Below are 23,718 nucleotides of genomic sequence, written 5' to 3'. Positions count from 1 at the left end.
CCGGGCAGCATGGACGGATCCGATGCGATTGTGGTGGCGCGCCAGGATGCGCCTGCCGCCAGCGCCTGGCGGGCGACGCTGTCCGCCTGCTGTGCGAGCCTCGTGGGCATCGGGCTAGCGCGTTTCGCCTATACGCCCCTGCTGCCGGCGATCATCGAGGTTGGCTGGTTCAGTTCGGAAGCCGCCGCCTATCTCGGCGCTGCCAATCTTGCGGGCTATTTGGCCGGGGCTCTGCTCGCCCGGCCGCTGGCCGCTGCCTTTCCCGGAGCTGCGCTGCTGCGGGGGATGATGCTGCTGGCCGTGGTGGCATTCTTCGCCTGCGCGCTGCCCATCTCTCTCGCCTGGTTCTTCGCCTGGCGGCTGCTGTCCGGCGTGGCGGGCGGTGCACTGATGGTGCTCGCAGCGACGACGGTACTGCCGCATGTGCCAGCGCGGCGCCGCGGCATCGCGAGCGGCGCGATCTTCGCCGGCGTGGGCATAGGCATCGCCGCGTCGGGAACACTCGTGCCGCTGCTGTTGCGCCATGGTCTGGTGGCGACCTGGTGTGGTCTCGGTGCAGTCTGCCTCTTGCTGACGGCCGTGGGCTGGTCAGGCTGGCCGATGGGTGGCTCGGCGCCCGCGCCGCGAGATTTGGCGCATGGGCCGGCACCGACGACACGCCGTGCGAAGCTGCGGGCGCTCTATGCCGTGTATGGGCTGAATGCGACGGGGCTGGTGCCGCACATGCTGTTTCTGGTGGACTTCGTCGCACGCGGGCTCGGACAGGGTCTCGATGCCGGTGCGCAATACTGGGTGCTATTCGGGCTCGGCGCGATGGTCGGGCCGGTGCTGAGCGGCCATCTCGCCGATCGCACGGGGTTCGGACCGGCGCTGCGGCTGGCTCTGCTGGTCCAGGGCGTCGCCGTGCTGCTGCCGGCACTAGGCGACAGCACGGCGCTGCTGGCGATCTCCAGCGTTGTCGTCGGCGCCTTCACGCCGGGCGTCGTCCCACTCGTCCTTGGTCGCGTTCACGAAATCCTTCCCCATGACAGTCAGGCGCAGAAGGCCGCCTGGAGCAGGGCGACGACCGCCTTCGCCCTGATGCAGGCCGCGGGCGCCTATGGCTTGACCTTCGTCTTCGACCTTAGCGGCGGCGACTACCTGTTGCTGTTCCGACTCGGCGCGGCGGCGCTCCTGCTGGCGCTGGCCATTGACCTCGCCGCGGCAGTCGCCGGGCAGTCGCGCGGTGCGGCGTGAACGAGACCACCATGCGAGGATAGCGGACCATGAGCAGCATCTCCGAACAGATCTTCGGCACCGAGACCGGCCATGACCCCGGTGGGCCGCTGGCGGCGCTCATCGCCTTTTATCGCGGCTTCAATGCACGGGATCTGGACAGTCTAGCGGGGACTTGGCTGGACGGCGCGGACCCCAGCATGAGCAACCCGATTGGCGGGCTGCGCCGGGGCTGGCCCTCCATCCGGGAAGGATACGCCCGGCTGTTCCAGGGGCCGGCGCGAGTCACCGTCGCGTTCCACGACTTCACCATGCAGGGCGATGACCGGGCCTGCCTCTTCGTCGGACGGGAGAAGGGGCGTTGCGCGTGGCCAGGCGGCGAGATCGCGCTGCGCATTCGAACCACTCGCTGGTTCGTCCACAGGAATGGCACCTGGCGCCAGCTTCACCATCATGGCTCCATCGAGGAGCCGGCCTTGCTGGCTGCCTATCAGCGATCAATCCTCGGCACCGAACAGGCATCCGCATCGTGACGGCCCCTGGCACTCACAGCGCGGATCGCAGAGGAAAGTGACAGCCATGACCATGCGCATCGCGCGTATTGAGACATTCCTTTTCCGCGCCGAGGTGAAGGAACCCGTGAAGACATCCTTCGGCATCATCCCGCGCCGCAGCGCGCTTCTGCTGCGCGTCGAGGATGTGGACGGCGCGCATGGTTGGGGGGAGGTCTGGTGCAACTTCCCGCCCTACAGTGCCGACAACAAGATGCGGCTGTTCGAGACGGTCATCGCGCCGGCCGCGCTATCCGCGGCCTATGCTGATCCGCCTGATGCCTGGCACCGCCTGACGACCCGCACATCCCGATGGGCGATCCAAGGCGGCGAGCCTGGCCCTTTTGCGGCCTGCATCGCGGGCCTGGACTTGGCCCTGTGGGATCTGGCGGCGCGCCGCGCGGGCCTGCCGCTTCGGGTGATGCTGGCTGGCGACGCGGCCCGCGACACGGTTCCGGCCTATGCCAGCGGGCTTAACCCCGACACGGCCCCGGACACGGTGGCACGATGCCGGGAGGCGGGCTTTGCCGCCTTCAAGGTGAAGGTCGCCTTCGGCGCCGAGATGGACGAGTCCGTGGTGTCCGGACTCACGCGTGGTCTGCGGCCGGGCGAACGCCTGATGGTGGATGCCAACCAGGGCTGGGACATCGACGAAGCGCGGCGTGCCGTGCCACGCCTCGGCGCGCACGGGCTGGGTTGGATCGAGGAGCCGATCCCGGCGGATCGTCCCGCGGCGGAGTGGGCCGAACTCGCCATGCTGTCGCCGGTGCCACTTGCCGGCGGCGAGAATGTGATGGGCTACGACGCCTTCGCCACGCTCATTCGGCAGGGCCATCACGGCGTAGTGCAGCCGGACATGCTGAAGTGGGGCGGCCTGACCGGATCCTTCGCCGTGGGGCGACGCGCCGTCGCCGCAGGGCGCAGCTATTGCCCGCACTGGCTCGGCAGCGGCCTGGGTTTGCTGGCCGCGGCGCAGGTCCTGGCCGCCGTTGGTGGTCCCGGAATGCTGGAACACGACGTGATGGAGAACCCGCTTCGCGAGGCGTTGGCGAAGCCCTTCCCCTCCGTTCGAGACGGCGTCCTGCCGCTGCCGAGAGAACCGGGTCTCGGCGTCGATCCCGATCTCACTGCGGCGGCGCCATGGCTCGTTGCGCGCGTCGAGCACGTCCCCTGACGAGCGCCCCTACCCGCACTGATGGTGGAAAGCCGCGTCGACCGGGAGGACCAGCATTCAGAGGTGCCGATCGTGCATCTCATCGCGTCGCGGCTGGTCGATCGGTCGGATCTGCTCGAACAGCTGGGAAAATTCAATCGCCAGGACGATGACGCGTGGGCGAAACGGACGCTGGGGCGGGCCGATGAGGTGAATCGGCGCGTGCCGTGAACTGGGTTGCATACTCTTCACCGTGAGCGCGCATATGTCAGATTTCCTCCAGGGAGTGTCCGAAGCGATCGCTGCTGATGTTCCTCTATGATGGCACTGGGGACCGGGCTGCCCAAGGCTACATCTTCCCCGACGCCAGATATGGGATCGCGCCGGCAATGTCGGTATCGTCGATGACGATGAAATTGCTGATGCTTCCCGCCTGACGCGCCTTGCCGTAGGGCGCGTACTCCGGGTCCGCGGCGAAGTGCTCAAGCGCATCCATCGATGGGAACGCGACCAAGGCTATCAGAGTGCTATCCTTCGGCGGACCCTCAAGCGTTCGAATGTTTCCACTGCGAGAAAGATAGCGCCCGCCGTGCCGTTCGATGATCTTGTGGACTTGCGTGGCGTAGTCGGGAACCCACGCACCGTCCGTGACCTTGATGTCGGCGATCAGATAAACGCTCATTTGGTGTCCCTCCTCGTATAAGTGTTGGCATGCGTGATGCTGCCCGCTGCAACTTCTCGATGCCGGCGCCTGCCGGGTCACATCCACCCAAGCTCGCGCATTGCCCAACCGGCGTTCCAAATCTTGGTCATGTGGCGGATCTTCCCGCCCGCGAACTCCATGACGTAGACATAGTCGGTGCGCGTGCTCTTACCGGTGGGTGGGCACGGCCCTCCATCGGCGCTGTGCGTGCCGGCGAAGACGGCATAGGCGCAGACGCTGCTCCGCTCGGCATCAGTGGCGAAGGAGCGGACCTCGTACCGGCCATCCGGGATGAAGGTCAGCAGCCCGCGCATCCACTCGGCATAGGCCTGCAGGCTCTTGATCTCGGTCAGAGGCTCGGCCTGTGCGGCAAAGGTCGCGTCGGGCGTGCAATGGGCACTGGCTGCCGCCCAGCCCTTGCCTGTTTCGACGGCGTCGAAAAACGCGCGTGCCGTGTCGGTGATGTTGGCCATGTCGCTTGCTCCTCCGGTTGCTCGGTTGGTTCAGTCCCGTCGCGGGTGTGACCTGAAAGGCAGGCCCACCCGCGATGACGGATACGGCGTCACTCGGTTGCCGGACTGCCCGCGCGATGCGGCTTCAGCACGGCATAGAGCGCCGCATGATGCGGCGTCGGCACGCCCAGGCGGCGACCTTCGCGGACGATGTGACCCAAAAAGCCGTCCACCTCGAGCGGACCGCCCTTGGCGATGTCGTGGAACATCGACGCGTACATGCCAGGCAGAAGACCCTTGAGCCGCGTCAGCCAGGTCTCCTCGATGTCGTCCGGCAGCGTCACGCCCTCGGCGCGCGCGACCGCGGCTGTCTCTGCGATCAGCGCAGCGACGACCTCAAGGATATCGTGATCAGCGTAGAGTGGGCCGGCCGGCAGGCGCGCGGCCGTGGTCATCGCGGCATTGGCGGCGAGGCCGCTCAGCTTTCCCCACAGCGCGCTGCGCGCATCCTCCGTCATCTCGGCGCCGATGCCCGCGCGCCGGCAACGCTCCGCAACGTCGGCGGCCTTGGCGCGGGCTGCCTCATCGCCGACGGGGGCGCCGAAGACGATGGATGACATCGCGCCGGTGTACCGGATGTGACCTGGCGCCGTGATCACCGCTGAGACGTATGCGCAGCCGGGCAGGATGGTCGCGCCGGGCAGTGCGGATGCGATCGCGTCCGGACCGGTGACGCCGTTCAGCAGCGAAATCCCCAGGGTCTCCGGCCCGAACAGCGACGCTGCGGCGCGTGCCGCCTCCTCCACCTGGTACAGCTTCACTGCGAAGAGGACGATGTCGGCGAGCCCGAGACTGCCGGCGTCGTCGCTGGTGTCCATGCGTAGCGTGTCGTCGCCGCGCGGCCCCTCCACCCTCAGCCCGGACTTCCGGATGGCAGCAAGATGGGCGCAGCGCTCCAGGGCGGCGACATCTTCTCCCGCCTTGGCCAGCATCCCGCCGAAATAGCCGCCACCCCCGCCCGGGGCGACCATTGCGATGCGCATCGGTTTCTCTGTGGCGTTCATGATCTGGCGCCCTGACCCTATTTGGCCTCGGGGCGTACCGCGCCCGGAGCGCGGCCCTGCACGTAATGCTCAATACCGGGTGGCGGGACGACCCATGCGTGCTTGGATTCTTCGAAGAGGGAGACCAAAGGTGCGGGGAAGTCCGGGTCTGCAAATGCGCCGACGGGGATGTTGCAGATACCGGGAAACTTCTCGCCGCTAGAGTACACGGTCGTGCCGCATTCCGGGCAGAACAACCTGCGGATCTTGCGCCCCTCCTGACCTTCGCGCTCGTGAACCTTGTGCGTCCCTTCGAGGCGAACGTCGGATGTCTGGTAGAAGGCATTGTAGGCAAACGCGGAACCGGAGCGTCGCTTGCACGCCAGGCAATGACACATGGCCACGGACTTCAAATCGCCTGTCACGACGGCGCGGAACTGACCACACAGGCATCGGGCTACCATTTCCACGGAGCTTCTCCCCATTGTTCGTTTGGCGCATGTCCATCGCCGCCGGACGTCAGAGGCGGCTCGCTGTATTCCTCAATCCACGGAGCCGAACCGCTCGGCTAACGGCGCCTCGCATCCAGCCGGCGTCAGGGCTAGCACGCTGCGGATCGCGGGCGTTACCGTAACCTTCCCGGCGTCGGTGCGCCCCGGCGCGGGCACCGCGAAAATTGGCGCGCCTGCTGTCGGCGGCATCTCCCACCCGATCGCGTAGAGCCCTTCCAGCGCAACCGACCATGGCGGCCGCAGGAAGTCCGCCGCGCGCACATCCTCGAACCAGTGGCCGAGAGGTGAGTTGCGGGAATAGGCGCCGCCGCCGGCGATGCGGCACAGCTGCGTCAGCACCGGTTCCGCCAGTGTGGCCAGGTTCGCTTTGGCCATCTGCGCGTCGCGCCGCGACCTGCCGCGCTGCTCCAGCGCGCGCAGGGCGCCGTCATAGGCCTGCTGCGTCAGCCGGGCCTCCCGCTGAGCCATCACCCACTCCCCCTTCTCGAAGGCGGGCAGCGTCGACGCGGGTGCGCCGCGGCCGCGCAACTGGCGGTCCATGTAGGCCATCGCGGCGTCCACCACGCCGAGGATGACGCCGACGAACAGGATGATCGAGGTGCCGCCATTGGCCTCGATCGCCTGGCGCCAATGTCCCGGCCGCGCCATGCGTGTCGCCGGGAAGTCGCGTAAGGTGTCGCCGTGGCTGTTGGTACCCGCCATGCCGTGCCCGTCCCATTCGGCGCGGAGTGCCAAGCCGGTGGATCCGTCCCACGGCACGCCGCGCATGTCGAAGATGAACCAAGCGGGCTCGGCCTCTCCTTCCGGCAGCGCGGTGGTGATCATGTAGGAAGTGACGCCGGAGCCGGAGCCGAAGTGCTTCTCCCCCGTGATGCGCCAGCCGACAGGGGGCGTGGCATCACGGTGTGCCGCCGCGCGTGTCTTGCCGATGTCGCCGCCGCTGCCCGGCTCCGACGTGATCGTACCCCACCAGGCGTCGTCGAGCGCGCTGACGAAGACCTCCCGACGCTGCGCCTCCCAGGCATCCGCGCCGGGCTGGCTGGGCGGCACCTCAGCATCCCGCCCGAAGCAGACCACGCTCGGGTGCATCGACGCGGCGAGGGCGAGAGACGGATCGCCACCGGCGAGCGTCCGATACGCCTCGCGAGGAAATGCCCTGAGCGACGTCAGGACCATGCGCACTTCAAGGAGCGCATTTCGGTGCGAGCGCGCACAGCACCGCGACTGGCGAGGATGATGCGGCATGAGCCCGGCCACCTAGCCAGGCGCCCGCTCGGCGATGCCTGGGCAGGGCACATGGTGGCCGACGGTGACCAGATCGGCGAGGTGTCCGATGGTGATCCGGGGAAGTCGGAGATCGTCTTCAGAGGCCGCGACTGAGCCACCGTCGGCTGCGGCGCGCGTTCAAGGCGCGCTGCGCCGGCGTGTGTTGGTGGGCTAAATCCATTCCTGCCTGGACTTGGCGAGCAGCCCGTTCGCGTAGAAGTCCGTGCCACCTCCGTTGACGGCCTCGGTGTTGTTGCCGTCCAGCCCGACGGCCGTCTGTGGCACCGTAGTACCGGCGAAGTTCACTGGCTTGTTGTTTACCGGATTGTTGGCGGGCGCCGGCGTGCCGCTGACCGTGGGGCAGGCGAGGATGAGCGGCAGCATGCGTGCCGCCATCTTCTGTCCGCAGAGCGTGTCGCTGGGGTAGTGGACGCCAAGCACCTCGCGGTTGCGTCCGGTGCGCCGCGCGAGGTTGCGAAGCGGGCCTGCATCCGGAGCGCTCACACCACCACTGTCCTCGGTGATTTCTGCCGGCAGCACCTGTTCGAGCACCAGCGCGATCAGCATTGCCTCCGCGCCATGCGCGCTCGGGTAGGATGCGTGGCCCGGCACCTCGATGGGCGGCAACAGCGCCGGGTCGAGGCGCGAGGGCCGCGCGCGCTTGAAGATGCGCTTGTAGTGCATCGCCACCATGCTGCCGATTAGCTGCGTCGAATAGACGAGCAGGAACGTATTGCGATGAGAGGTGGGCGAGAAGTTGGCGACTGCGCGGAGGTAGCTGATGATTCCCCACCGCTGCTGCAGCGCCTCGTCCAGCGCGGCAGCGCGGTATTCGGTGAGGGCGCGCAGTTCCTGCAACTCGCGGTCGATGGCCGCGTTCGCGCGGGGATAGTCGTCCGGTCCGTTCATCGCGGTATTAAGCATGGTGGCAGTCCAATTGGCGTTCACCCTAGAAAACTCGGCCAGCATGAACATGACCCAGTGGTCGGGCGCCCAGTCCTCGTCCCGGAAATCCGCGGTGGGCAGCCGATTCCAGGAGACGTTCACGGTCGGCGGCCAGCGTTCGCTCTGGTAGATCAGCGGCGCGCCCGGCGGCAGGCCCTGCAGCGTCTGGCGGGTGGGTACGACGCCGGTGGGGCGGAACAGCGCACCGCTCGGCCCCAAGAGATCCAGCGCGAATGACACGCCGCCCACCCCCCCGACGCCACCGACGCCGCCCACGCCACCCACTCCGCCGACACCACCGACGCCGCCAAATCCCCCAGAAGCGCTCATCCCAGCCTCCTCCGCTCGATGCCGATCTGTCCTGCTGTCATTCGGGTAGCCCGGCTGCTGCCAGGTCGCGCACGAAGCGCACCCGATGCTCGCCGGCGAAGGGGGCGCGATCGCGGGCGTAGACGCCCAGCCGGAAATCCGGCTCCACCCTCAGCAGATGCCGTCCCACCTCCTCCGCCTCGTCCCGCCGGCCGAGGCCGCCGAGCACCGCCGCCAGCATCCGCAGGGCGGGCGCGTGCCTTGGGTTGCTGCCGATGGAGGTACGGCATGCCTTCTCGGCCGCGGCCAGGTTGCCGTTCACGTACTGCGCGATGCCCAGGAAGAGCTGCCGGTAGAAGCGCAGCGGTCCGTACGGCGACAGTCGAATGCCGCGTTCGGCGTGCTCCACCGCTTCCTTGCCGCGGCCAAGATAGGCACGCGTCGCGCTGGAGAAGGTCCAGGCGGTGGCGTTCCCGGGTGACGCGTCGAGCGCCAGTTCGAAATGCTCCAGCGCAGTTTCGTAGTCGCGGCGCAGGAAGGAGAGGTTGTGCCCTATGACGCTGAGCGCGAGCGAGCAGCGCCAGTCGAGCGTCAGCGCCTCTTCCCCGAGCGCGAACAGCTTCGCGGCCTCCGCGACGCGGTCGGAGGACATCCCTCTCGCGATATGGATGTTGTGCCAGTAGGCGGCCCAGGCCCGTGGCAGCGCGAAGGCCGGGTCAAGGTCCATCGCCCGCTGCAGTTGCTCGCGTGCGCCGAGGAACGCCTCGCGATCCTCCGAGCCGAAGGCGTGGATCCCCCGCAGCATGTGGTCGTAGGCGGTGAGGTTATCGGGCCGCTTGCGCATCGCCTCGCGCAGCGCGGCCGCCTGAATCCCCGGTGCGATGCCGGCGACGATGCGCGCTGCGAGGTGGTCCTGCATCTCTAGGATCTCGCGCTCGGGCGCGTCCATCCGCTCGCCCCAGAGTTCCTCGCCGCTCCGCGTGTCGACGAGCCGGACGGAAACGGCAAGCCCGCCACGCGCACGCAACATCGTGCCAGACATGGCGAACTGCACGCCCAAGGTGCGCCCGACCCGCTGCGGTGGCGGCGTGTAGCCGGCAAACATGCGCGTGGTCTCGGGCGCGATGACGAAGAGCTCGTGCAGGCCCGCGAGCATCGCCGCGACATCCTCGACGAGCCCGGCAGCGAGATAGTCGTCGCGTGGGTCGCCACCCAGATTGATGAGCGGCAGCACGGCGACGGAGGGCAGCGTGGAGGGTGGCGGCGCGAGCGGCACCGGCACGCTCCGCACCGGGTCCAATGAAATGGCCCGAACGCTGCGCGACAGGTTGCGCAGCGGCAATTCGCCGAGATCGCGTGCGCCCGCGAGCGCATCCGCTGGGAGCATCCCCGCTGCTTCTGCGGAAAGCAGGGTGCCACCTGGCGTGCCGAACTCCTGCAGCCGCGCGGCAAGGTTCACCGCATCCCCGAGGATGCGCTCGCCATCCTCGATCACCGGACCGAGGTGCAGCGCAATGCGGAACGCGATCGGCGGCATGGTGCCCACGCCTTGCGCCTCGGCCTCTGCCGCCGCATGCAGAGCCCGCGCCCATTCGAGCGCGGCTTCGATATCGGGAAACTCTGCGAGAACTCCGTCGCCCTGCACGTCCACGATGCGGCCGCCGAGCCGCTCCGCGGTGGGCGCCACGGTCGTGCGGAACAGCGTCATCCAGCGCGACACGGCAGCGGATTCGTCGACCGAAGTCAGCGTCGACCAGCCAACGATGTCCGCGAAGGCAACGGCAGCCAATCGCCGCCGCAGCGGACCATCGGTCGCGACATGCATGAGCAGATTGGGGGCCATGGCTCAATGGTCCTCGCGAGTGCGTAGGGTGTCATTTCCGTTGGCGTGCTGCAACAAATGAACGGCTGACGGAGCAATTCCGCTTTGCACCAGCCGTCGTTGGGCGGCAGACTGCAGGCACGCCGCGCTAGGAGGGCCGAATGTCAGGCAGCGGGACGTCGCATGGCCGGGCGCAGGTCATCGTCGAGCTTCCGAACGAGCCGGAGATGCGTCAGGCATTCCTCGACGAGAACACGGATCTCATCGCGAGACGGATGAACGGCATGACGAGCCTGGTCATCTCCAAGGACCAGGTTGTCGGGCTGCCTGCCTTCCGGATCGGCCGCGTGACGCTCCCGTCAGCGGCGCAGCAGCCTCCGGAGCCGGGAGTGGAGCGGCCATCGGATGCGGCCATCCAGGCCGCGCTGGCTGGCCTCATCTGTGTGGTCGAGATCCCCGCGGAACGCACGAGCGGCTATATGACATCACTTCGCGATGCCGGGCTGCGGGTCGGCGCGCAGGCCGCCTTCGAAGCCTTCGACCACTGGGTGCCGAACGGTGATCGGCCCGGGACCTTCCACACCCGCCCTGCCGCCGAGGCGCTGATCCGCGCGGACGCGACGCGCAGCCGCAATCTGCTGGGCCAGGGGGTGAACCTCGTGGTGGTGGACGAGGGGTTCAGTCTCGCGGCCTTGCGCCGTCGCGCGGCGCAGGTTGTCAACTACATCGACGGCTGGGGGACCTACCCGCCCAATGCCGCGCCCAACCTGCCAGGCCAGGCGGCGCCCGATGGACACGGCACGATGGTGGCGCTCAACGCGATCTCGCTCGCGCCGCAGGCGCGCCTCTGGGATGCGCCGGTACGCCCGCCCAGGATCAACGACGTGGTGCCCTTCGCCGATTACGCGGCCGCGGCCCTGATCTGGATCGAGGCCGAGATCCGGCTGTGGCTGGGCTTCGCATTTCCGGGACCCTGGGTCTTCTGCCATCCCTGGGGCATCTACGACAGGCGCCTGGAGGTGCCGGCGGACAGCTACACGGGCGATCCCAACCACATCCTGAACCTGCTGTTCCGCGTCCTCGACAACGACCGCGACCAAGTGTTCGCAGCCGGCAATGGCGGGCAATTCGCCCCGCATCCGCGCTGCGGTCCGGGCGATATCGGTCCCGGCCAGAGCATTCTGGGCGGGAATTCCTCGCCTCACATCCTCACGATTGGGGCGGCGCGGGCGGACGGAATCTGGATCGGCTACTCCTCCCAGGGACCGGGGCAGCCGGGTTTCGCGACGGCCCCCGGGTCTGTGGTCGAGAAGCCTGATCTTTGCGCGCCGAGCCACTTCTGCGAGCCCACCGATGCGGCCTGGATTTCATCGGGTACCTCGGCGGCATGCGGTGTCGCGGCGGGCGCCGTGGCGGCGCTGCGGAGCCAAGGCTCGCCGCTTCGAAGCATGCCGCCGCACGCACTCCGGAAACGCCTGCGGGACAGGGCACGACAGCCGCCGACCATGGCGCAGACACCCTACGACTTGCGCTTCGGCTACGGCATCCTCGACCTTGACGCAGCGCTGCGGTAACGGCCCCACCTGCTGACGTACAGTCTCGTACGGATTTCGATGTCCGACAGTCTCGCCTCCACGCGTTCGTCGCCCAGGGGCTGACCCGCATACGTGGACACCTTTTGGCCTTGGGCGGCGGGAGGTCACGCGGGGTCGTCTGCGATGCGGATCGACTTTCTTGTCCATGGTCTGCTCGGCGGCAACCATGAGAGGCGGTCTGATACGAGGAAGGGGCCGATCTCGAAAGCGCCGTCGATGACCCACCAGTGATGCAGGAAGCCGGCGAGCTTACGGGCGAGGGCGACCTTGGCGCGCTAGGCGCCGCGGTGCCAACCGAGTATTGGTTGCGCGACCAGCTTTCTTTCGTACCTTCGCGCGTCTCGCGCTGTACGAGCCGGTGTCGGACGCCAAGACGATCGGGCTGGTCCGTGAGGAACCGGAGACGGTTCGAACCTGATTGCATTCCCTCCTCCAGTGCGCCAAGCCAATGCGTGGATTTACAGACAGAAAATCGGTCGGCCTGGTTCGTTGCCCCCATGTCTACCCCCAAGGTTGCGCCGGCTAGGGCTGCATCGGGATAGACGGGTATAGCCCTCGAGCATCGCTACCGAGCGCTCATCCCGCCTTTTCAGTGGGCATGTTCCGTCGCAGCGTACCGCTTACGGACGCGGCGATTGGGCAGCAGCGGGCGGCGCCGCGCGGCTCACAGCGGTCGTTCCCTACATCGCCTATGCACGCAAGGATCGCCGGACCAAGCCGCGCGATCCCGTCACGTCGCGCTATGTGGCGCAACTGCTTGAGGCCATAGGTTGACGCGTAGCGCCGATCCTGCGGTGCGGATGGTCCGGTGCCGGCATTTGGTGATGCGCATCATCGACATCGCCAAGGTAAGGATCGGCCTCGCGCACCTCGCCTGACAACATACGCCGCCTCGTCTGGCTCAGCGGCAGGCCAGCGCATGCAAATCTGCGCGAAGATCCGCACCGCTGTCCCGACCCGCGTCGCCGCCCCGTCGGACGGCCACGCGCGTAGCGTTATGCCGTACCAGCAACCCCGACCCGGCCTACCACCAAAGCTGCTGGGTTCCTGGAATCGCCCAACTTGTCCCGATCAAAGGACCCGTACTCGGGCACAAGACACCATGAATCAGTGCTTCGACCGCTTTGATATCCAAAATGCCATCTGGACTGCGGCGTGCGCCAAACACGTCCGCTCGGGCCATTCGGATTTGGAGGCGGAACGCGCGGCCCGCTACTTCTTCGCCCGCTCAACCGCCTCCATGATCAGCCGGCGAGCTTCATCGGCCCCACCCCAGCCCAGCACCTTCACCCACTTGCCTGGCTCAAGGTCCTTGTAGTGCTCGAAGAAGTGCTGGATCTGAGCCAGCGTGATCTGCGGCAAGTCGGTGTGGTTCTGCACATGGGCGTAGCGCTGCGTCAGCTTCGCCGACGGCACCGCGATGATCTTCTCATCCCCGCCGCCGTCATCCTCCATGCGCAGCACGCCAACGGGGCGAACATTGATGACGGCGCCAGGGATGATGGGGCGAGTATTGGCCACCAGCACATCGATCGGGTCACCGTCTTCCGACAGCGTATGCGGCACGAAGCCGTAATTTCCCGGGTAGCGCATCGGCGTATAGAGGAACCGGTCGACGAACAGCGTGCCAGCCTCCTTGTCCATCTCATATTTGATGGGCTCGCCGCCGACCGGAACCTCGATGATGACGTTCACGTCCTCAGGCGGGTTCTTGCCGATCGCGATGGCATCGATACGCATGGAATTGATCTCCGGAAGGTCTCGGTGCGGCTGGTAGCAGAGTGGCGCGGCGCGGCCAATCGCAGTGCAGCACGGCTTGCGCAGCGGGGCTGCGGCAGCGACGCTCCCCCCATGTCGAACCGTACCTCATTTGCCGCCGACGCCGCCGCCCGCGCGCCGGAGGTGGTAGCCCTCACCCGCCGGCTGATGGCCGTCCCGTCGCCCAACCCGCCCGGCGATGTGCGCGCCTGCGCCGCCGAAGCAGCCGCGCTGCTGCGCGAGATCGCCCCCGAGGCGACCGTTACGCTGCATGACACCTCGCCCGAGGTCACCAATCTTGTCGCTCGAATCGCCGGTGCCGCACCAGGCCGGCTGCTCGCCTTCAATGGCCATCTCGACACCTATCCGGTCAACGATGCGCTGCCCTGGACGGTGGACCCGCTGCGCGGGGAGGTGCGCGACGGGCGCCTGTATGGCCGCGGAGCGGCCGACATGAAGGGCGGCATGGCGGCCTCCATGCTCGCCTTCGCGCTGCTGGCGCGCCATCGGGGCGCCTGGCGGGGCGAGGCGCTGCTGACGCTCGCCGGCGACGAGGAGAGCATGGGTCCGCTGGGAACAAAGTGGCTGCTCGACCACGTCCCAGGATTGGCACAAGCCGGCGCGGTGATCATCGGCGATGCCGGCAGCCCGCGCGTGCTGCGGTTCGGCGAGAAGGGCTTCCTGTGGATCGAGGTTTCAGCCTCCGGCACCCCAGCCCATGGCGCCCATGTGCATCTCGGCGAGAACGCCATCGACCGTCTGCGGGTGGCGCTCGATGCCGTGGCGGCGCTACGTGACCTGCCGGTCGCTGCGCCGCCGTCGGTGACGGCCGCGATCGCCGCCGCGCAACCGATCAGCGAACCGCTGGCGGGGGCGGGCGAGGCCAGGGTACTCGGCAGCGTGACGGTGAATATCGGTCGCATCGAGGGTGGCACTGCGCCCAACCTGGTGCCGGCCTCGGCAACGGCGGCCTGCGATATCCGCCTGCCGGTCGGACTGAGTTGCGCCGACGCCGAAGCCGCGCTCGCGGTCGGGCTGGATGCCCTACCCGGCATCACCTGGCGACTGCTCCGCCGGTTTGAGCCGAACCCCACCGACCCCGACGCCGCCATCGTTCGCCTGACCCATGCCGCAGCCGAGGAGGTACTTGGCGGCACGGTTGCGGTGAACATGCGCGTCGGCGGGTCTGACGCCCGGTGGTTCCGCATGGCCGGGCTGCCGACCGTCGTCTACGGCCCGACTCCGCACAATATGGGCGGCGCCGATGAATGGGCGGACATTGCCGAGTTGGAAGCCGTCACCCGCGTCCATGCCCTCGCCGCCTTCGATTTCCTCACGTCCTGATCGCCTCGCCACCGATGCGGCGCAGGCGCCGTTCGACCTCGACCGGGTGGGACTGCGGCGAGGGGTGATCCGAGCCTCGACAGCCTGTAACGCTACCCGCCTGCTGCCGACGCTCGCCGCCTGGCCTGCCTCGAAGCCATTGCGATGAGATTTGGCCACTGGCAGTTTCGATGCCGATCAGGCGGTGTGGCTTCGGGGCCTTTATGCCGGTGTTGGGCAACAAGGTCCTGATGCTGGTACACCCGCTGCCCTGGCGGGCGTTTGATTTTCGTCGCTGGTCCGGGCAATCAAGGTTTGCGAGGGCCTGTAGCTCAATGGTCAGAGCGGACCGCTCATAACGGTTTGGTTGCAGGTTCGAGTCCTGCCGGGCCCATCGCACTGCCTCCGCCGGTTGCGACGTTGGCGGGTACCGGCCCGGACGTGCCTCGGCGCGACGGCGGGCTGCCCAACCGCCCACGACTGGCGCAGCAAGTGATTCCACCCGAGTCAAAATAAGAACCTGCATCAACACTGTGACGAACGATACAGACGTGCGTGGGTTTAGTATTTTATCTGACAACGTATGGCCGCTGTATGTTGTAGAGAGTTGCTGAATTTGCCGCACAAGATTCAATTGTTGAATTTTTTCGACGAAAAATCGCACAGAATAATTAGAAATTACAATTTTTTTTTATATAAAAAATCAGATATTTGTATTAATATGCATGCGTTGATACGGCAATTCGTCGTATTTTGGAGTTTAATATAGTGAAAATATATTCAGTTTCTTCGTTTTCCAGTCTAGGTGGTACGCCATACACATTAAATACGGGCGATAGCATAATTGTCACCCACGAAGGGACCCTCGTCGCGTCAAATATAGCAGCTTTCGGCGTCGCGATTCAGGGCGCGCATGTCACGGTGTTGGTCGACGGGGCCGTCTATGCGCCTGCTGTGAACAGCTATGCGATCGCTACACTCAATCAGACCTATTCCGCTGCCGTCCATATCGGGGAATCGGGCAGCGTTCATGGTGCCATTGCGGCCCTGTCTCTTGGAACCGGCAGCACCGTGGACAACGCCGGCACCGTGTCCGGCAACTACGGTGTCCAGCTGAGCAGCGGATCGATCATCAACAGCGGCGATATCAACGGTGCCACCGCCGGCGTGTCCACGAGTGGCTACGACATGTCCCTGCGCAATGCCGGCATGATCGCCGGCGGCACTGATGGCGTGCGGCTGTATGGCGGCTCGATCGTGAACAGCGGCGAGATCCATGGCGGCACATCGGGCATCTTTGCGTTGTCTACCGACGTCTGCATCTCGAACACCGGCCTGATCTCCGGCGAGATCGACGGCATCCACGTCAATGTCAGCCAATACGGCACGGCCGATCCGGCGAGCGTGATCAATGAAGGCACGATCCTGGGCGGAACCAGTGCGGGCTCCTATGGCGTGTTACTTGGCGCGTCCGGCGCGCTGCTCGAGAATGACGGCCACATCTCCGGCTTCACCGGGGTCGGCTTCCTCGCCTTCGGGGCGGCTGGGGATGCGGGCGGCACGCTGGTGAACACGGGCCTGATCGCGACGAGCGGGGCGGGCGGCCTCGGCCGCGCCGTGCTTGGCAGTGCGCTGTCCGACATTGTCACGAATTCAGGCAGCATCAGCGGCACCATCAGCCTCGGCGCGGGCAACGACCTGTATGACGGGACCGACGGGCATATCCTGAATGGCGTGGTGCTGGCTGGCGACGGCAACGACACGCTGCTCGGCGGCACGGGCCGGGATGTGCTGCAGGGTGATGCAGGCCTCGACAGCCTGGATGGCGGCGGCGGCGACGATGTGCTGCGCGGCGGGCTCGGCGCCGATGTGATCGATGGCGGGGCTGGCAGCCACGACCTGCTCGACTATTTCGGTTCAGGCGCGGTGAGCGTGAACCTGGCAGCCGGCGATGCCTCTGGCAGCCACGCCGCCGGCGATGAGTTCACCGGCATCGAGGGTCTTGCGGGCGGGAACTTCAACGACATCCTGGTCGGCGACGCGCAGGCCAATCTGTTGTGGGGGCGCTGGGGCAATGACATGTTGTCGGGCGGCGCCGGCAACGACAATCTGCTCGGTGATATCGGCAACGACACGCTAATCGGCGGTGCCGGCGTTGACGTTCTGCGCGGCGGTGCCGGCGCCGACATCTTCCGCTTCCTCGCCGCCACGGAAAGCGGCGCGCCGGGGCAGGTGCGTGACCGCATCGTCGACTTCAGCCACGCACAGCTTGACCGGATCGACCTGTCGATCATCGATGCCAATGCCGTGCTGGCAGGCAGTCAGGACTTCGCCTTCATCGGCGGCGCTGCCTTCTCCGCTGCCGGTCAGGTCCGTACGCAGGTCATCGGCGGAAACACCTTCGTGTTCGGTAATACCGATGCAAACCTTGCCACCAGCGATTTCTCGATCGCGCTGACCGGCAGTGTGGTCCTGACAGCGGCCGACTTCATCCTCTGAGCCCGTGACGCATCGCCGGCCCACAGCCGGCGATGTATCCTGCGTTCACGCGGAGTGCTCATACGAGCGGCACGAGGTTCCGAACCGTGCCGAGGCCGCGGATGTGGCCCGCCGACATTCCAAGTCTGAGGGCCTGTTGAGGCAGATACCAGCGGTCGAAGCATTCGGCCGTTGGTATCAGGCCGCTGCCGCCGCTGCCGCCGCTGCCGTCGAGGCCGCACGCCGCGGCCGAGCCCCAAGCGCCAGCACCGCCGCAACCAGACACGCCGCACCCGCCAGGTAGAAGGCCGGCAGGTAGGAGGCGAGCGCATCGCGGCTCAGTCCCGCGCCCAGCGCCGCGATCGCGGCGCCCAATTGATGCGCGGTGAACACCCAGCCGAACACCATCGGCGCCTTTTCCCGCCCAAAGGCCTGGCCGGCGAGGCGTACCGTCGGCGGCACCGTGGCGATCCAGTCCAGCCCGTAGAAGATCGCGAAAATGGACAGGCCATAGAGCGTGAAGGTGCTCGACGGCAGCCACAGCAGCGACAACCCGCGCAGGCCGTAATACCAGAACAGCAGCTTGCGGTTGTCGTAGCGGTCCGAGAGCCAGCCGGAGGCGATGGTGCCGACGAAATCGAACACTCCCATCATCGCCAGCACCGAAGCCGCCTGCACCTCGGCCATGCCGAAATCGACGCAGAACGGGATGAAATGCGTCTGCAGCAATCCGTTGGTCGACAGTCCGCAGATCAGGAAGGTCGCGAACAGGATCCAGAAAACGCGCGTGCGTGACGCCTCGGCGAGCACTGCGAAGGCATTGCGCACCGGATTGCCGGTGGGTGGCGTCGGCGGTGTGACCGTCGTCTCGCCATAGGCGGGCAGGCCGAGGTCGGAGGGATGGTCGCGGCCGAACAGCACCATCAGCACGGCGGCGAGCGCGCAGGCGCCGAGGCCCGGCACGATCGCGACGCGCCAGCCATGTTCCTGCGCCAGCCAGGCGCCGAGCGGCAGCAGCACGAGCTGCCCGGTGGCGTTCGCCGCCGTCAGCAGCCCGATCACCAGGCCGCGCCGTTGCGCGAACCAGCGGTTCGCCACCGTCGCGCCGAGCACCAGTGCTGTCATGCCGGTGCCGATGCCGGTCACCACGCCCCAGTAGAACCAGATCTGCCAGACCGCCGTCATTGTCATCGACAGCAGGCAGCCCGCGACGACCATGGTCAGGGCGAGGGCCACCACGCGGCGCAGCCCATAGCGCTGCAACATGGCGGCGGCAAAGGGCGCCATCAGTCCGAACAGCAGCAGTCGCAGCGCCAGCGCGCCGGAGATGGCCGAGGTCTCCCAGCCGAATTCGCGCTGCACTGGCAGCAGCATGGCACCGAGCACGCCGAGCGCACCGGCCGAGGACACCGCGACCAGGAAGGTGATGGCGACCATCACCCAGGCGTAATGGATGCCACGACGGGCCAGGGCAGCGTTGAGGGGCGCGGAGAGCATGGCGTTGGTCCTGTCCGGCGTCAGTGCGCGGTGGCGAGATCGGTGGCGATGAGCGTGGCGAGCAGGCCGCGCAGCGTGGCGGCCTGCGCCGCGCCGAAACGGTCCTCGAAGGCCGTCTGCGCCGCGGCCCAGAGCGGGCGGGCCACGTCCAGCCGCGCCTGGCCCGCGGCGGTTAGCGAGACCAGCCGACTGCGGCGGTCGGCCGGGTCGACGGCGACCGCGACGAGCCCCTCCCGTTCGAGCGGCTGGAGATTGCGGCCCATGGTCGTGCGGTCCATCGCCATCAGCGCGGCGAAGGCGCCGGGGGCGATGGGGCTGCGCCGCGCCAGATTGGCGAGCAGCGAGTATTGCCCGATGTTCAGCCCCGTCGGCGCCAGATGCTGGTCGTAGTGCTGGGTCAGATGGCGTGTCGCCTTGCGCAGCCCGGCGCAGCTGCAGCGATCGGCGCGGGGCGGGGGTGACGACGTCATGCTGCGCAAAATAGGCGTATATACACGCAATTCAAGCCCAACCTTGGCGTGCCGGGCCCATGGACGTAGAACCCGGGGCAACCCCCTCCGTCACAGGTTCCCCGCCCCATGGCCGCCTACCAGTACGTCTACGTCATGAAAGACCTCACCAAGTCCTATCCGGGCGGGCGTGAGATCTTCAAAGGCATCACCCTGTCCTTCCTGCCGGGGGTGAAGATCGGCGTGCTCGGCCCGAACGGCGCCGGCAAGTCGACGCTGATGCGCATCATGGCGGGGCAGGACAAGGAATACGGCGGCGAGGCCTGGGCCGCCGAGGGCGTGCGCGTCGGCTACCTTTCCCAGGAGCCCGAGCTCGATCCGAACCTGACGGTGGGCGAGAATGTCCGTCTCGCCTTCGCCGAGCTGAACGGCCACATGGCGCGATTCAACGAGATCTCCGAGAAATTCGCCGAGGAGATGTCGGAAGACGAGATGAACACCCTGCTCGCCGAGCAGGCCGACCTGCAGGAAAAGATCGACGCCGCCAATGGCTGGGAGATCGACCGCCAGGTCGAGATCGCGCTCGACGCGCTGCGCTGCCCGCCGCCGGATGCGGCGGTGACCAACCTGTCGGGTGGCGAGCGCCGGCGTGTCGCGCTGTGCCGGCTGCTGCTCGAGAAGCCGGACATGCTGCTGCTCGACGAACCGACCAACCATCTCGATGCCGAGAGCGTGTCGTGGCTGGAGCAGACGCTGAAGGCCTACACGGGCACGGTGCTGATCGTGACCCACGACCGCTACTTCCTCGACAACGTCACCTCCTGGATCCTCGAGGTCGATCGCGGCCGCGGCATTCCCTACGAAGGCAACTACTCCACCTACCTCGAACAGAAGCGCAAGCGCCTGTCGCAGGAGGAACGCGAGGAAAGCACCCGCCAGCGTCAGCTCGCCGAGGAACGCGACTGGATCGGGCGGTCGCCTTCCGCCCGCCAGGCAAAGTCGAAGGCGCGTATCGCGGCCTATGAGGACCTGCTGCGCGCCAGCCAGGACAAGGCGCCCGACCCGACCGAGATCGCCATCCCGCCGGCCCCGCGCCTCGGCAATACCGTCATCGTCGCCGATGGCATCTCGAAGGGCTATGGCGACCGGCTGCTGATCGACAACCTGTCCTTCAAGCTGCCGCCCGGCGGCATCGTCGGCGTGATCGGGCCGAACGGTGCGGGCAAGACCACGCTGTTCAAGATGATCATGGGGCGCGAGACGCCCGACGCCGGTACCCTGACCGTCGGCGAGTCCGTCGAGCTCGGCTATGTCGACCAGAGCCGCGACACGCTCGACGACAGCAAGTCGGTCTGGCAGGAAATCTCCGGTGGCGACGACATGATCACCATCGGCAAGCGTTCGGTCCCCTCGCGCGCCTATGTCGCGGCCTTCAACTTCAAGGGCGGCGACCAGCAGAAGCGGGTGGGCTCGCTCTCGGGCGGTGAGCGCAACCGTGTCCACCTCGCGAAGATGCTGAAGAAGGAGCACAACGTGCTCCTGCTCGACGAACCGACCAACGACCTCGACGTCGAAACCCTGCGCGCACTGGAAAACGCACTGATGGAGTTCGCCGGCTGCGCGGTCATCATCTCGCACGATCGCTTCTTCCTCGACCGCCTCGCGACGCACATCCTCGCCTTCGAGGGGGACAGCCACGTCGAGTGGTTCGAGGGGAATTTCGAAAGCTACGAAGAGGACAAGCGACGTCGACTCGGCGACGCGGCAACCGACCCTCATCGGATCAAGTACAAGCCACTCGCACGGTGAAGGAGGCGGGGGAGGCAACTCTCCCGCACCGGGCACCCAATGGCGTTGCGCCGCAACACCATTGGGACCGGAACCCCTTCCTGTATCTGTCTGTCACCAGGGCAGGCCCGGCGCGGCTGCCATGCCCCCTCGGCGGAGGCCACAGATGAGTGCTGCCATGCAGGCGTTGCGGTCGAACAGGATCGTCACGACCGAACGGCTGATGATGATCCCACCAGGTAAGGAGAACCTGCCGGATCTCACTCGCCTCAAGGGGGATGACCGGGTCTTCGGCATCATGCTGCATGGCGTCCGCACGGCCGAACGCACGCGCGAGGAGCTGGAAGACGACACTGACTTCTGGGAAGTGCGCGGCTACGGCACCTGGTGCGTATTCGAACGCACCAGCGGCGATTTCCTGGGCATCTGCGGCTTCATGGAGAGACCGGATGGGCGCGGCGTCGCGCTGCGCTACGCCCTCTGGCCGGAATGCCGGGGCAAGGGCTACGCCCGCGAAGCCGCGCGTGCCGCCCTTGCCTTCGGCCACGCTGCGGGGCTGAAGCGCATCATCGCCGTGGCGCGCTTCACCAACCACGCCTCACGCGCCGTCATGCAGGATATCGGCATGACGCCCGCCGGAGACTTCCGCCACAAGGGCGAGGCGATGCTGGTGTTCGAAAGCCTGGCCTGATGGTCAGTCGAGGCTCTGCGGCCAGCCGATGAACAGCCCGACATCCCCCGGCACCCCGCCGGGGAAGTCGATGACGCGGGCCGAAAATGTAAAGCCGCTGGGCGCCAGGTCCCGTTCCCACCAGTCGTAGATCTTGCGATAGACCCCCGGCAGCGTGTCCTGCCAGCCCTCTAGATGATTGTTGATGCGACGCGCGCCGTCCTCGCACAGCAGGGACGGGAACTTCACCAGCATCAGCTCGCGTTCACCGGCCTCGAAAGCAATGCGAATGCGCTTGATGGCGCGCTCGCGGTCCTCATCGGTGATCTCATAAGTCCGCGCGCGCTCCGAGAAGGCTGCCAGCTCCGCCTTGTGCTGTGCCTCGGCTTCATCCGCCTCGGCCTTGCGGCGCGCGGCAGCAGCGGCCTTCTCATTGAACAATTGCTTCAGATCCAGCATCGGCATCGATGAGCTCCCCACAACGGATCGGGTCCTGGCCCCGCACACCAAGGAGACAACATCTCGCATCATGCAGCCTAGCACTTTGACTCAGCGCAGAGCGTGACGCCTGCCAGCCGGCACTGCGGCGTTCGGGTGTCACTGACGCAGGCGCCGATTTGTGACCGCGTCGCCCCGTCATGTTCGGCAGAGCGGCGCGGCCGTTCCCGGCGGCTGTCAGCCGCGGCCCTCGCGTGCGGCCAATTGCGCGATCTGGTTGCGCATGGCCTCAAGCAGGGAAGCGACCCGCCCGCCATTGCGCTGGATCACCGCCGAATACTCGCTGCGCGTTGTCAGGCGCAGGGAGGTCCCCTCGGCAATCACATCCACCACGCGGGGCTGGCCGTGCACATCGCTGACCCGCCAGTCGAGCGAGAAGGCCGCCGTATTGGGCCGCTCGACGATGGTGCTGACCAGCACGTCTTCCTCGGTCCGCTGCTGGCTGCGGCCCATGGTGAACCGGACCCCGCGATATTCACCGAAGCGGGCGGACAGGTTGCGAACGATGATGTCATCGAACAGGCGATTATACTCGGCGAGTTCCGCCGGGCTGGCCTGGCGAACATAGCGGCCGAGAATGAAGCGACCGGTCCCCTCAATATCGATGGTCCGCCGCAGCGTCGCGGCCACGCGGTCCCGTCTGGTAGGGAGGTCGAGTCGGGGGTCGTTGATGGCCGTCACCAGTTCATTGCCGGCGGACTGGATGAAGGTGGTGGCCCGGGCAGGGTCGATCTCGGCCCGACCGAGGCGCGGGAGGACGACGAGGCCGGCGGCGACCAGGGGGGTGGAAAGCAGGAGCCGTCTTTTCATGGCGCTCATATGGGGCCGATCCAATGGTTGCCGAGTCATGGCTCACTCCGCGCTGGTGGTGCTGCGGGCTGGGTCACACCCTGGCCGAAGCCGGTGACGCCCGATGGGCCGACAATGCGGCCACGGTCCTCTTCGTTGCGGATTTCATAGCCGCGGCGCTGGCGATAGGCAGACCGCAGCGTGGAATAGGGGTCGAGCGAGGTGGCGCGGACCTGGTCGATCGGTTCCAGCAGCGCCTCGCGCGTGTCGACCACGGTCAGGCCCAACTGGGTCCAGCCGGCGGCATCCACCAGGATGCCCTGGCCGAACCAACTCAGCGGATTGATGACGAAATCCACCCCTTGGCCGACCAAGTCACGCGGATTGGACGGCCCGAGCAGTGGCACGAAGATGTAGTGACCTTCACCGACGCCCCAGACCGCCAGGGTCTGGCCGAAATCCTCGGAATGGCCGCGCACGCCCCAGAAATCCGCCGCGTCGATGATGCCACCGACACCGATCGTGGAATTCACCATGAACCGGCCCAGCGTTTCGCGCGCACGGGTCACGTTGCCCTGCAACAGGTCGTTGGCGAGGATGACCGGGGCGCGGAGATTGCCCAGGATGTTGCGTACCGCGATGCGGATGCCCTGCGGCACCACGTCGCGATACGCCTCGGCGACCGGTTGCAGCACATTGCGGTCGGCCGCCTCATGCGCCGCGAACAAGGCACGATTGGTCGGCTCGAAGCCGTCGTTGTTCTCGCGGAATTCCGCCAGGCCTTCGGGATCGTCTTCCCCGGGGCGCGTGGCGCAGCCGCCCGCCAGGAGTACCGCGGCAAGCATGGTGGCGAGCGCCAGGCCGGATCGTGTTTGGAACATAGCGGCGGAATACAATGTCTC

General features: G+C 67.0%; 23 protein-coding genes and 1 tRNA gene. 11 read left to right on the top strand and 13 right to left on the bottom strand.

Annotation, left to right across the window (positions count from 1 at the left end; genetic code table 11):
• Positions 1–9: 9 nt before the first annotated feature.
• From IEY36_RS27720 to IEY36_RS27705, 4 genes are read left to right on the top strand one after another with little or no spacing between them, the layout of a single operon-like run.
• Positions 10–1,236 (top strand): YbfB/YjiJ family MFS transporter, encoded by a 1,227-nt coding sequence (locus tag IEY36_RS27720; protein WP_188973105.1) that lies wholly within the window; start codon positions 10–12, stop codon positions 1,234–1,236.
• 29 nt (positions 1,237–1,265) lie between these two features.
• A complete protein-coding gene (locus tag IEY36_RS27715; protein ID WP_188973103.1) occupies positions 1,266–1,748 on the top strand; it encodes a YybH family protein in 483 nt (160 codons plus the stop codon).
• Between the two features lie 46 nt (positions 1,749–1,794).
• A complete protein-coding gene (locus IEY36_RS27710; RefSeq protein WP_188973101.1) occupies positions 1,795–2,940 on the top strand; it encodes a mandelate racemase/muconate lactonizing enzyme family protein in 1,146 nt (381 codons plus the stop codon).
• A gap of 21 nt (positions 2,941–2,961) precedes the next feature.
• Positions 2,962–3,150, top strand: coding sequence for a hypothetical protein (locus IEY36_RS27705; RefSeq protein ID WP_188973099.1), 189 nt, complete (start codon positions 2,962–2,964; stop codon positions 3,148–3,150).
• A 118-nt stretch (positions 3,151–3,268) separates the two neighbouring features.
• On the opposite strand, the gene IEY36_RS27700 is transcribed toward IEY36_RS27705, so the two are convergent.
• The 7 genes from IEY36_RS27700 to IEY36_RS27670 all read right to left on the bottom strand — a co-directional run bounded on the left by IEY36_RS27700 (position 3,269) and on the right by IEY36_RS27670 (position 9,992).
• Positions 3,269–3,601, bottom strand: coding sequence for a DUF1330 domain-containing protein (locus IEY36_RS27700; RefSeq protein WP_188973097.1), 333 nt, complete (start codon positions 3,599–3,601; stop codon positions 3,269–3,271).
• 77 nt (positions 3,602–3,678) lie between these two features.
• A complete protein-coding gene (locus IEY36_RS27695) occupies positions 3,679–4,095 on the bottom strand; it encodes an ester cyclase (RefSeq protein ID WP_188973095.1) in 417 nt (138 codons plus the stop codon).
• Positions 4,096–4,184: 89 nt separating this feature from the next.
• Complete coding sequence (locus IEY36_RS27690) at positions 4,185–5,105, bottom strand: ketopantoate reductase family protein (RefSeq protein ID WP_268238209.1); 921 nt, start codon at positions 5,103–5,105, stop codon at positions 4,185–4,187.
• Between the two features lie 50 nt (positions 5,106–5,155).
• Complete coding sequence (locus IEY36_RS27685; protein ID WP_229681635.1) at positions 5,156–5,581, bottom strand: GFA family protein; 426 nt, start codon at positions 5,579–5,581, stop codon at positions 5,156–5,158.
• Between the two features lie 78 nt (positions 5,582–5,659).
• Positions 5,660–6,805: an acyl-CoA dehydrogenase family protein gene (locus IEY36_RS27680; protein ID WP_188973089.1), complete on the bottom strand. Its 1,146-nt coding sequence runs from the start codon at positions 6,803–6,805 to the stop codon at positions 5,660–5,662.
• Positions 6,806–7,066: 261 nt separating this feature from the next.
• Entirely contained in the window at positions 7,067–8,170 is a 1,104-nt protein-coding gene (locus IEY36_RS27675; protein WP_188973087.1) for a phosphatase PAP2 family protein, read from the bottom strand.
• 37 nt (positions 8,171–8,207) lie between these two features.
• Complete coding sequence (locus IEY36_RS27670) at positions 8,208–9,992, bottom strand: adenylate/guanylate cyclase domain-containing protein (protein WP_188973085.1); 1,785 nt, start codon at positions 9,990–9,992, stop codon at positions 8,208–8,210.
• A gap of 140 nt (positions 9,993–10,132) precedes the next feature.
• Here IEY36_RS27670 and IEY36_RS27665 point away from each other — a divergent pair, with 140 nt between their 5' ends.
• Both IEY36_RS27665 and IEY36_RS31200 read left to right on the top strand, forming a co-directional pair.
• Positions 10,133–11,545: a S8 family serine peptidase gene (locus IEY36_RS27665; RefSeq protein ID WP_188973083.1), complete on the top strand. Its 1,413-nt coding sequence runs from the start codon at positions 10,133–10,135 to the stop codon at positions 11,543–11,545.
• Positions 11,546–12,127: 582 nt separating this feature from the next.
• Positions 12,128–12,340 (top strand): ribose-phosphate pyrophosphokinase-like domain-containing protein, encoded by a 213-nt coding sequence (locus tag IEY36_RS31200; RefSeq protein ID WP_268238208.1) that lies wholly within the window; start codon positions 12,128–12,130, stop codon positions 12,338–12,340.
• Positions 12,341–12,778: 438 nt separating this feature from the next.
• Here the strand turns inward: IEY36_RS31200 and ppa are convergent, their stop codons facing one another.
• On the bottom strand, positions 12,779–13,306 hold the full coding sequence (gene ppa, locus IEY36_RS27655) for an inorganic diphosphatase (RefSeq protein WP_188973081.1): 528 nt from the start codon (positions 13,304–13,306) through the stop codon (positions 12,779–12,781).
• A gap of 111 nt (positions 13,307–13,417) precedes the next feature.
• Between ppa and IEY36_RS27650 the strand changes: the two genes are divergently transcribed.
• From IEY36_RS27650 to IEY36_RS27640, 3 genes are all read left to right on the top strand, one after another.
• Positions 13,418–14,668, top strand: coding sequence for a M20/M25/M40 family metallo-hydrolase (locus IEY36_RS27650; protein WP_188973079.1), 1,251 nt, complete (start codon positions 13,418–13,420; stop codon positions 14,666–14,668).
• A gap of 300 nt (positions 14,669–14,968) precedes the next feature.
• A tRNA-Ile gene (locus IEY36_RS27645) sits at positions 14,969–15,041 on the top strand.
• A gap of 359 nt (positions 15,042–15,400) precedes the next feature.
• Positions 15,401–17,146, top strand: coding sequence for a calcium-binding protein (locus IEY36_RS27640; protein WP_188973077.1), 1,746 nt, complete (start codon positions 15,401–15,403; stop codon positions 17,144–17,146).
• A gap of 177 nt (positions 17,147–17,323) precedes the next feature.
• Here the strand turns inward: IEY36_RS27640 and IEY36_RS27635 are convergent, their stop codons facing one another.
• Positions 17,324–18,622: an MFS transporter gene (locus IEY36_RS27635; RefSeq protein WP_188973074.1), complete on the bottom strand. Its 1,299-nt coding sequence runs from the start codon at positions 18,620–18,622 to the stop codon at positions 17,324–17,326.
• Between the two features lie 20 nt (positions 18,623–18,642).
• Positions 18,643–19,092 carry a MarR family winged helix-turn-helix transcriptional regulator gene (locus IEY36_RS27630; protein WP_188973059.1) on the bottom strand — a complete coding sequence of 150 codons (450 nt, stop codon included), beginning with the start codon at positions 19,090–19,092 and terminating at the stop codon, positions 18,643–18,645.
• A gap of 108 nt (positions 19,093–19,200) precedes the next feature.
• On the opposite strand from IEY36_RS27630, the gene ettA reads away from it, so the two are divergent.
• The gene (gene ettA / locus IEY36_RS27625; protein WP_188973057.1) at positions 19,201–20,880 is read left to right on the top strand and encodes an energy-dependent translational throttle protein EttA; all 1,680 of its coding nucleotides are present in this window, start codon (positions 19,201–19,203) and stop codon (positions 20,878–20,880) included.
• 145 nt (positions 20,881–21,025) lie between these two features.
• Entirely contained in the window at positions 21,026–21,550 is a 525-nt protein-coding gene (locus tag IEY36_RS27620; RefSeq protein ID WP_229681628.1) for a GNAT family N-acetyltransferase, read from the top strand.
• A 3-nt stretch (positions 21,551–21,553) separates the two neighbouring features.
• Here IEY36_RS27620 and IEY36_RS27615 read toward each other — a convergent pair whose 3' ends face one another.
• The 3 genes from IEY36_RS27615 to IEY36_RS27605 form a co-directional block, all read right to left on the bottom strand.
• Positions 21,554–21,994, bottom strand: a complete 441-nt coding sequence (locus tag IEY36_RS27615; RefSeq protein ID WP_188973055.1) for a hypothetical protein — start codon at positions 21,992–21,994, stop codon at positions 21,554–21,556.
• 210 nt (positions 21,995–22,204) lie between these two features.
• The gene (locus IEY36_RS27610; protein WP_188973053.1) at positions 22,205–22,837 is read right to left on the bottom strand and encodes an MlaC/ttg2D family ABC transporter substrate-binding protein; all 633 of its coding nucleotides are present in this window, start codon (positions 22,835–22,837) and stop codon (positions 22,205–22,207) included.
• A gap of 35 nt (positions 22,838–22,872) precedes the next feature.
• Complete coding sequence (locus tag IEY36_RS27605) at positions 22,873–23,697, bottom strand: MlaA family lipoprotein (protein ID WP_188973051.1); 825 nt, start codon at positions 23,695–23,697, stop codon at positions 22,873–22,875.
• Positions 23,698–23,718 lie beyond the last annotated feature (21 nt).

Origin of the sequence: Neoroseomonas lacus, assembly GCF_014644535.1 — a bacterium.
Lineage (GTDB): Bacteria > Pseudomonadota > Alphaproteobacteria > Acetobacterales > Acetobacteraceae > Neoroseomonas > Neoroseomonas lacus.
This window is presented reverse-complemented; position numbering and strand designations above follow the sequence as displayed.

Coding starts and splice junctions, on each gene's coding strand:
- IEY36_RS27720 (WP_188973105.1), top strand. CDS start 10: ATGGACGGATCCGATGCGATTGTGGTGGCGCGCCAGGATGCGCCTGCC.
- IEY36_RS27715 (WP_188973103.1), top strand. CDS start 1,266: ATGAGCAGCATCTCCGAACAGATCTTCGGCACCGAGACCGGCCATGAC.
- IEY36_RS27710 (WP_188973101.1), top strand. CDS start 1,795: ATGACCATGCGCATCGCGCGTATTGAGACATTCCTTTTCCGCGCCGAG.
- IEY36_RS27705 (WP_188973099.1), top strand. CDS start 2,962: ATGGTGGAAAGCCGCGTCGACCGGGAGGACCAGCATTCAGAGGTGCCG.
- IEY36_RS27700 (WP_188973097.1), bottom strand. CDS start 3,601: ATGAGCGTTTATCTGATCGCCGACATCAAGGTCACGGACGGTGCGTGG.
- IEY36_RS27695 (WP_188973095.1), bottom strand. CDS start 4,095: ATGGCCAACATCACCGACACGGCACGCGCGTTTTTCGACGCCGTCGAA.
- IEY36_RS27690 (WP_268238209.1), bottom strand. CDS start 5,105: ATGGTCGCCCCGGGCGGGGGTGGCGGCTATTTCGGCGGGATGCTGGCC.
- IEY36_RS27685 (WP_229681635.1), bottom strand. CDS start 5,581: ATGGTAGCCCGATGCCTGTGTGGTCAGTTCCGCGCCGTCGTGACAGGC.
- IEY36_RS27680 (WP_188973089.1), bottom strand. CDS start 6,805: ATGGTCCTGACGTCGCTCAGGGCATTTCCTCGCGAGGCGTATCGGACG.
- IEY36_RS27675 (WP_188973087.1), bottom strand. CDS start 8,170: ATGAGCGCTTCTGGGGGATTTGGCGGCGTCGGTGGTGTCGGCGGAGTG.
- IEY36_RS27670 (WP_188973085.1), bottom strand. CDS start 9,992: ATGGCCCCCAATCTGCTCATGCATGTCGCGACCGATGGTCCGCTGCGG.
- IEY36_RS27665 (WP_188973083.1), top strand. CDS start 10,133: ATGTCAGGCAGCGGGACGTCGCATGGCCGGGCGCAGGTCATCGTCGAG.
- ppa (WP_188973081.1), bottom strand. CDS start 13,306: ATGCGTATCGATGCCATCGCGATCGGCAAGAACCCGCCTGAGGACGTG.
- IEY36_RS27650 (WP_188973079.1), top strand. CDS start 13,418: ATGTCGAACCGTACCTCATTTGCCGCCGACGCCGCCGCCCGCGCGCCG.
- IEY36_RS27635 (WP_188973074.1), bottom strand. CDS start 18,622: ATGCTCTCCGCGCCCCTCAACGCTGCCCTGGCCCGTCGTGGCATCCAT.
- IEY36_RS27630 (WP_188973059.1), bottom strand. CDS start 19,092: ATGACGTCGTCACCCCCGCCCCGCGCCGATCGCTGCAGCTGCGCCGGG.
- ettA (WP_188973057.1), top strand. CDS start 19,201: ATGGCCGCCTACCAGTACGTCTACGTCATGAAAGACCTCACCAAGTCC.
- IEY36_RS27620 (WP_229681628.1), top strand. CDS start 21,026: ATGAGTGCTGCCATGCAGGCGTTGCGGTCGAACAGGATCGTCACGACC.
- IEY36_RS27615 (WP_188973055.1), bottom strand. CDS start 21,994: ATGCCGATGCTGGATCTGAAGCAATTGTTCAATGAGAAGGCCGCTGCT.
- IEY36_RS27610 (WP_188973053.1), bottom strand. CDS start 22,837: ATGAAAAGACGGCTCCTGCTTTCCACCCCCCTGGTCGCCGCCGGCCTC.
- IEY36_RS27605 (WP_188973051.1), bottom strand. CDS start 23,697: ATGTTCCAAACACGATCCGGCCTGGCGCTCGCCACCATGCTTGCCGCG.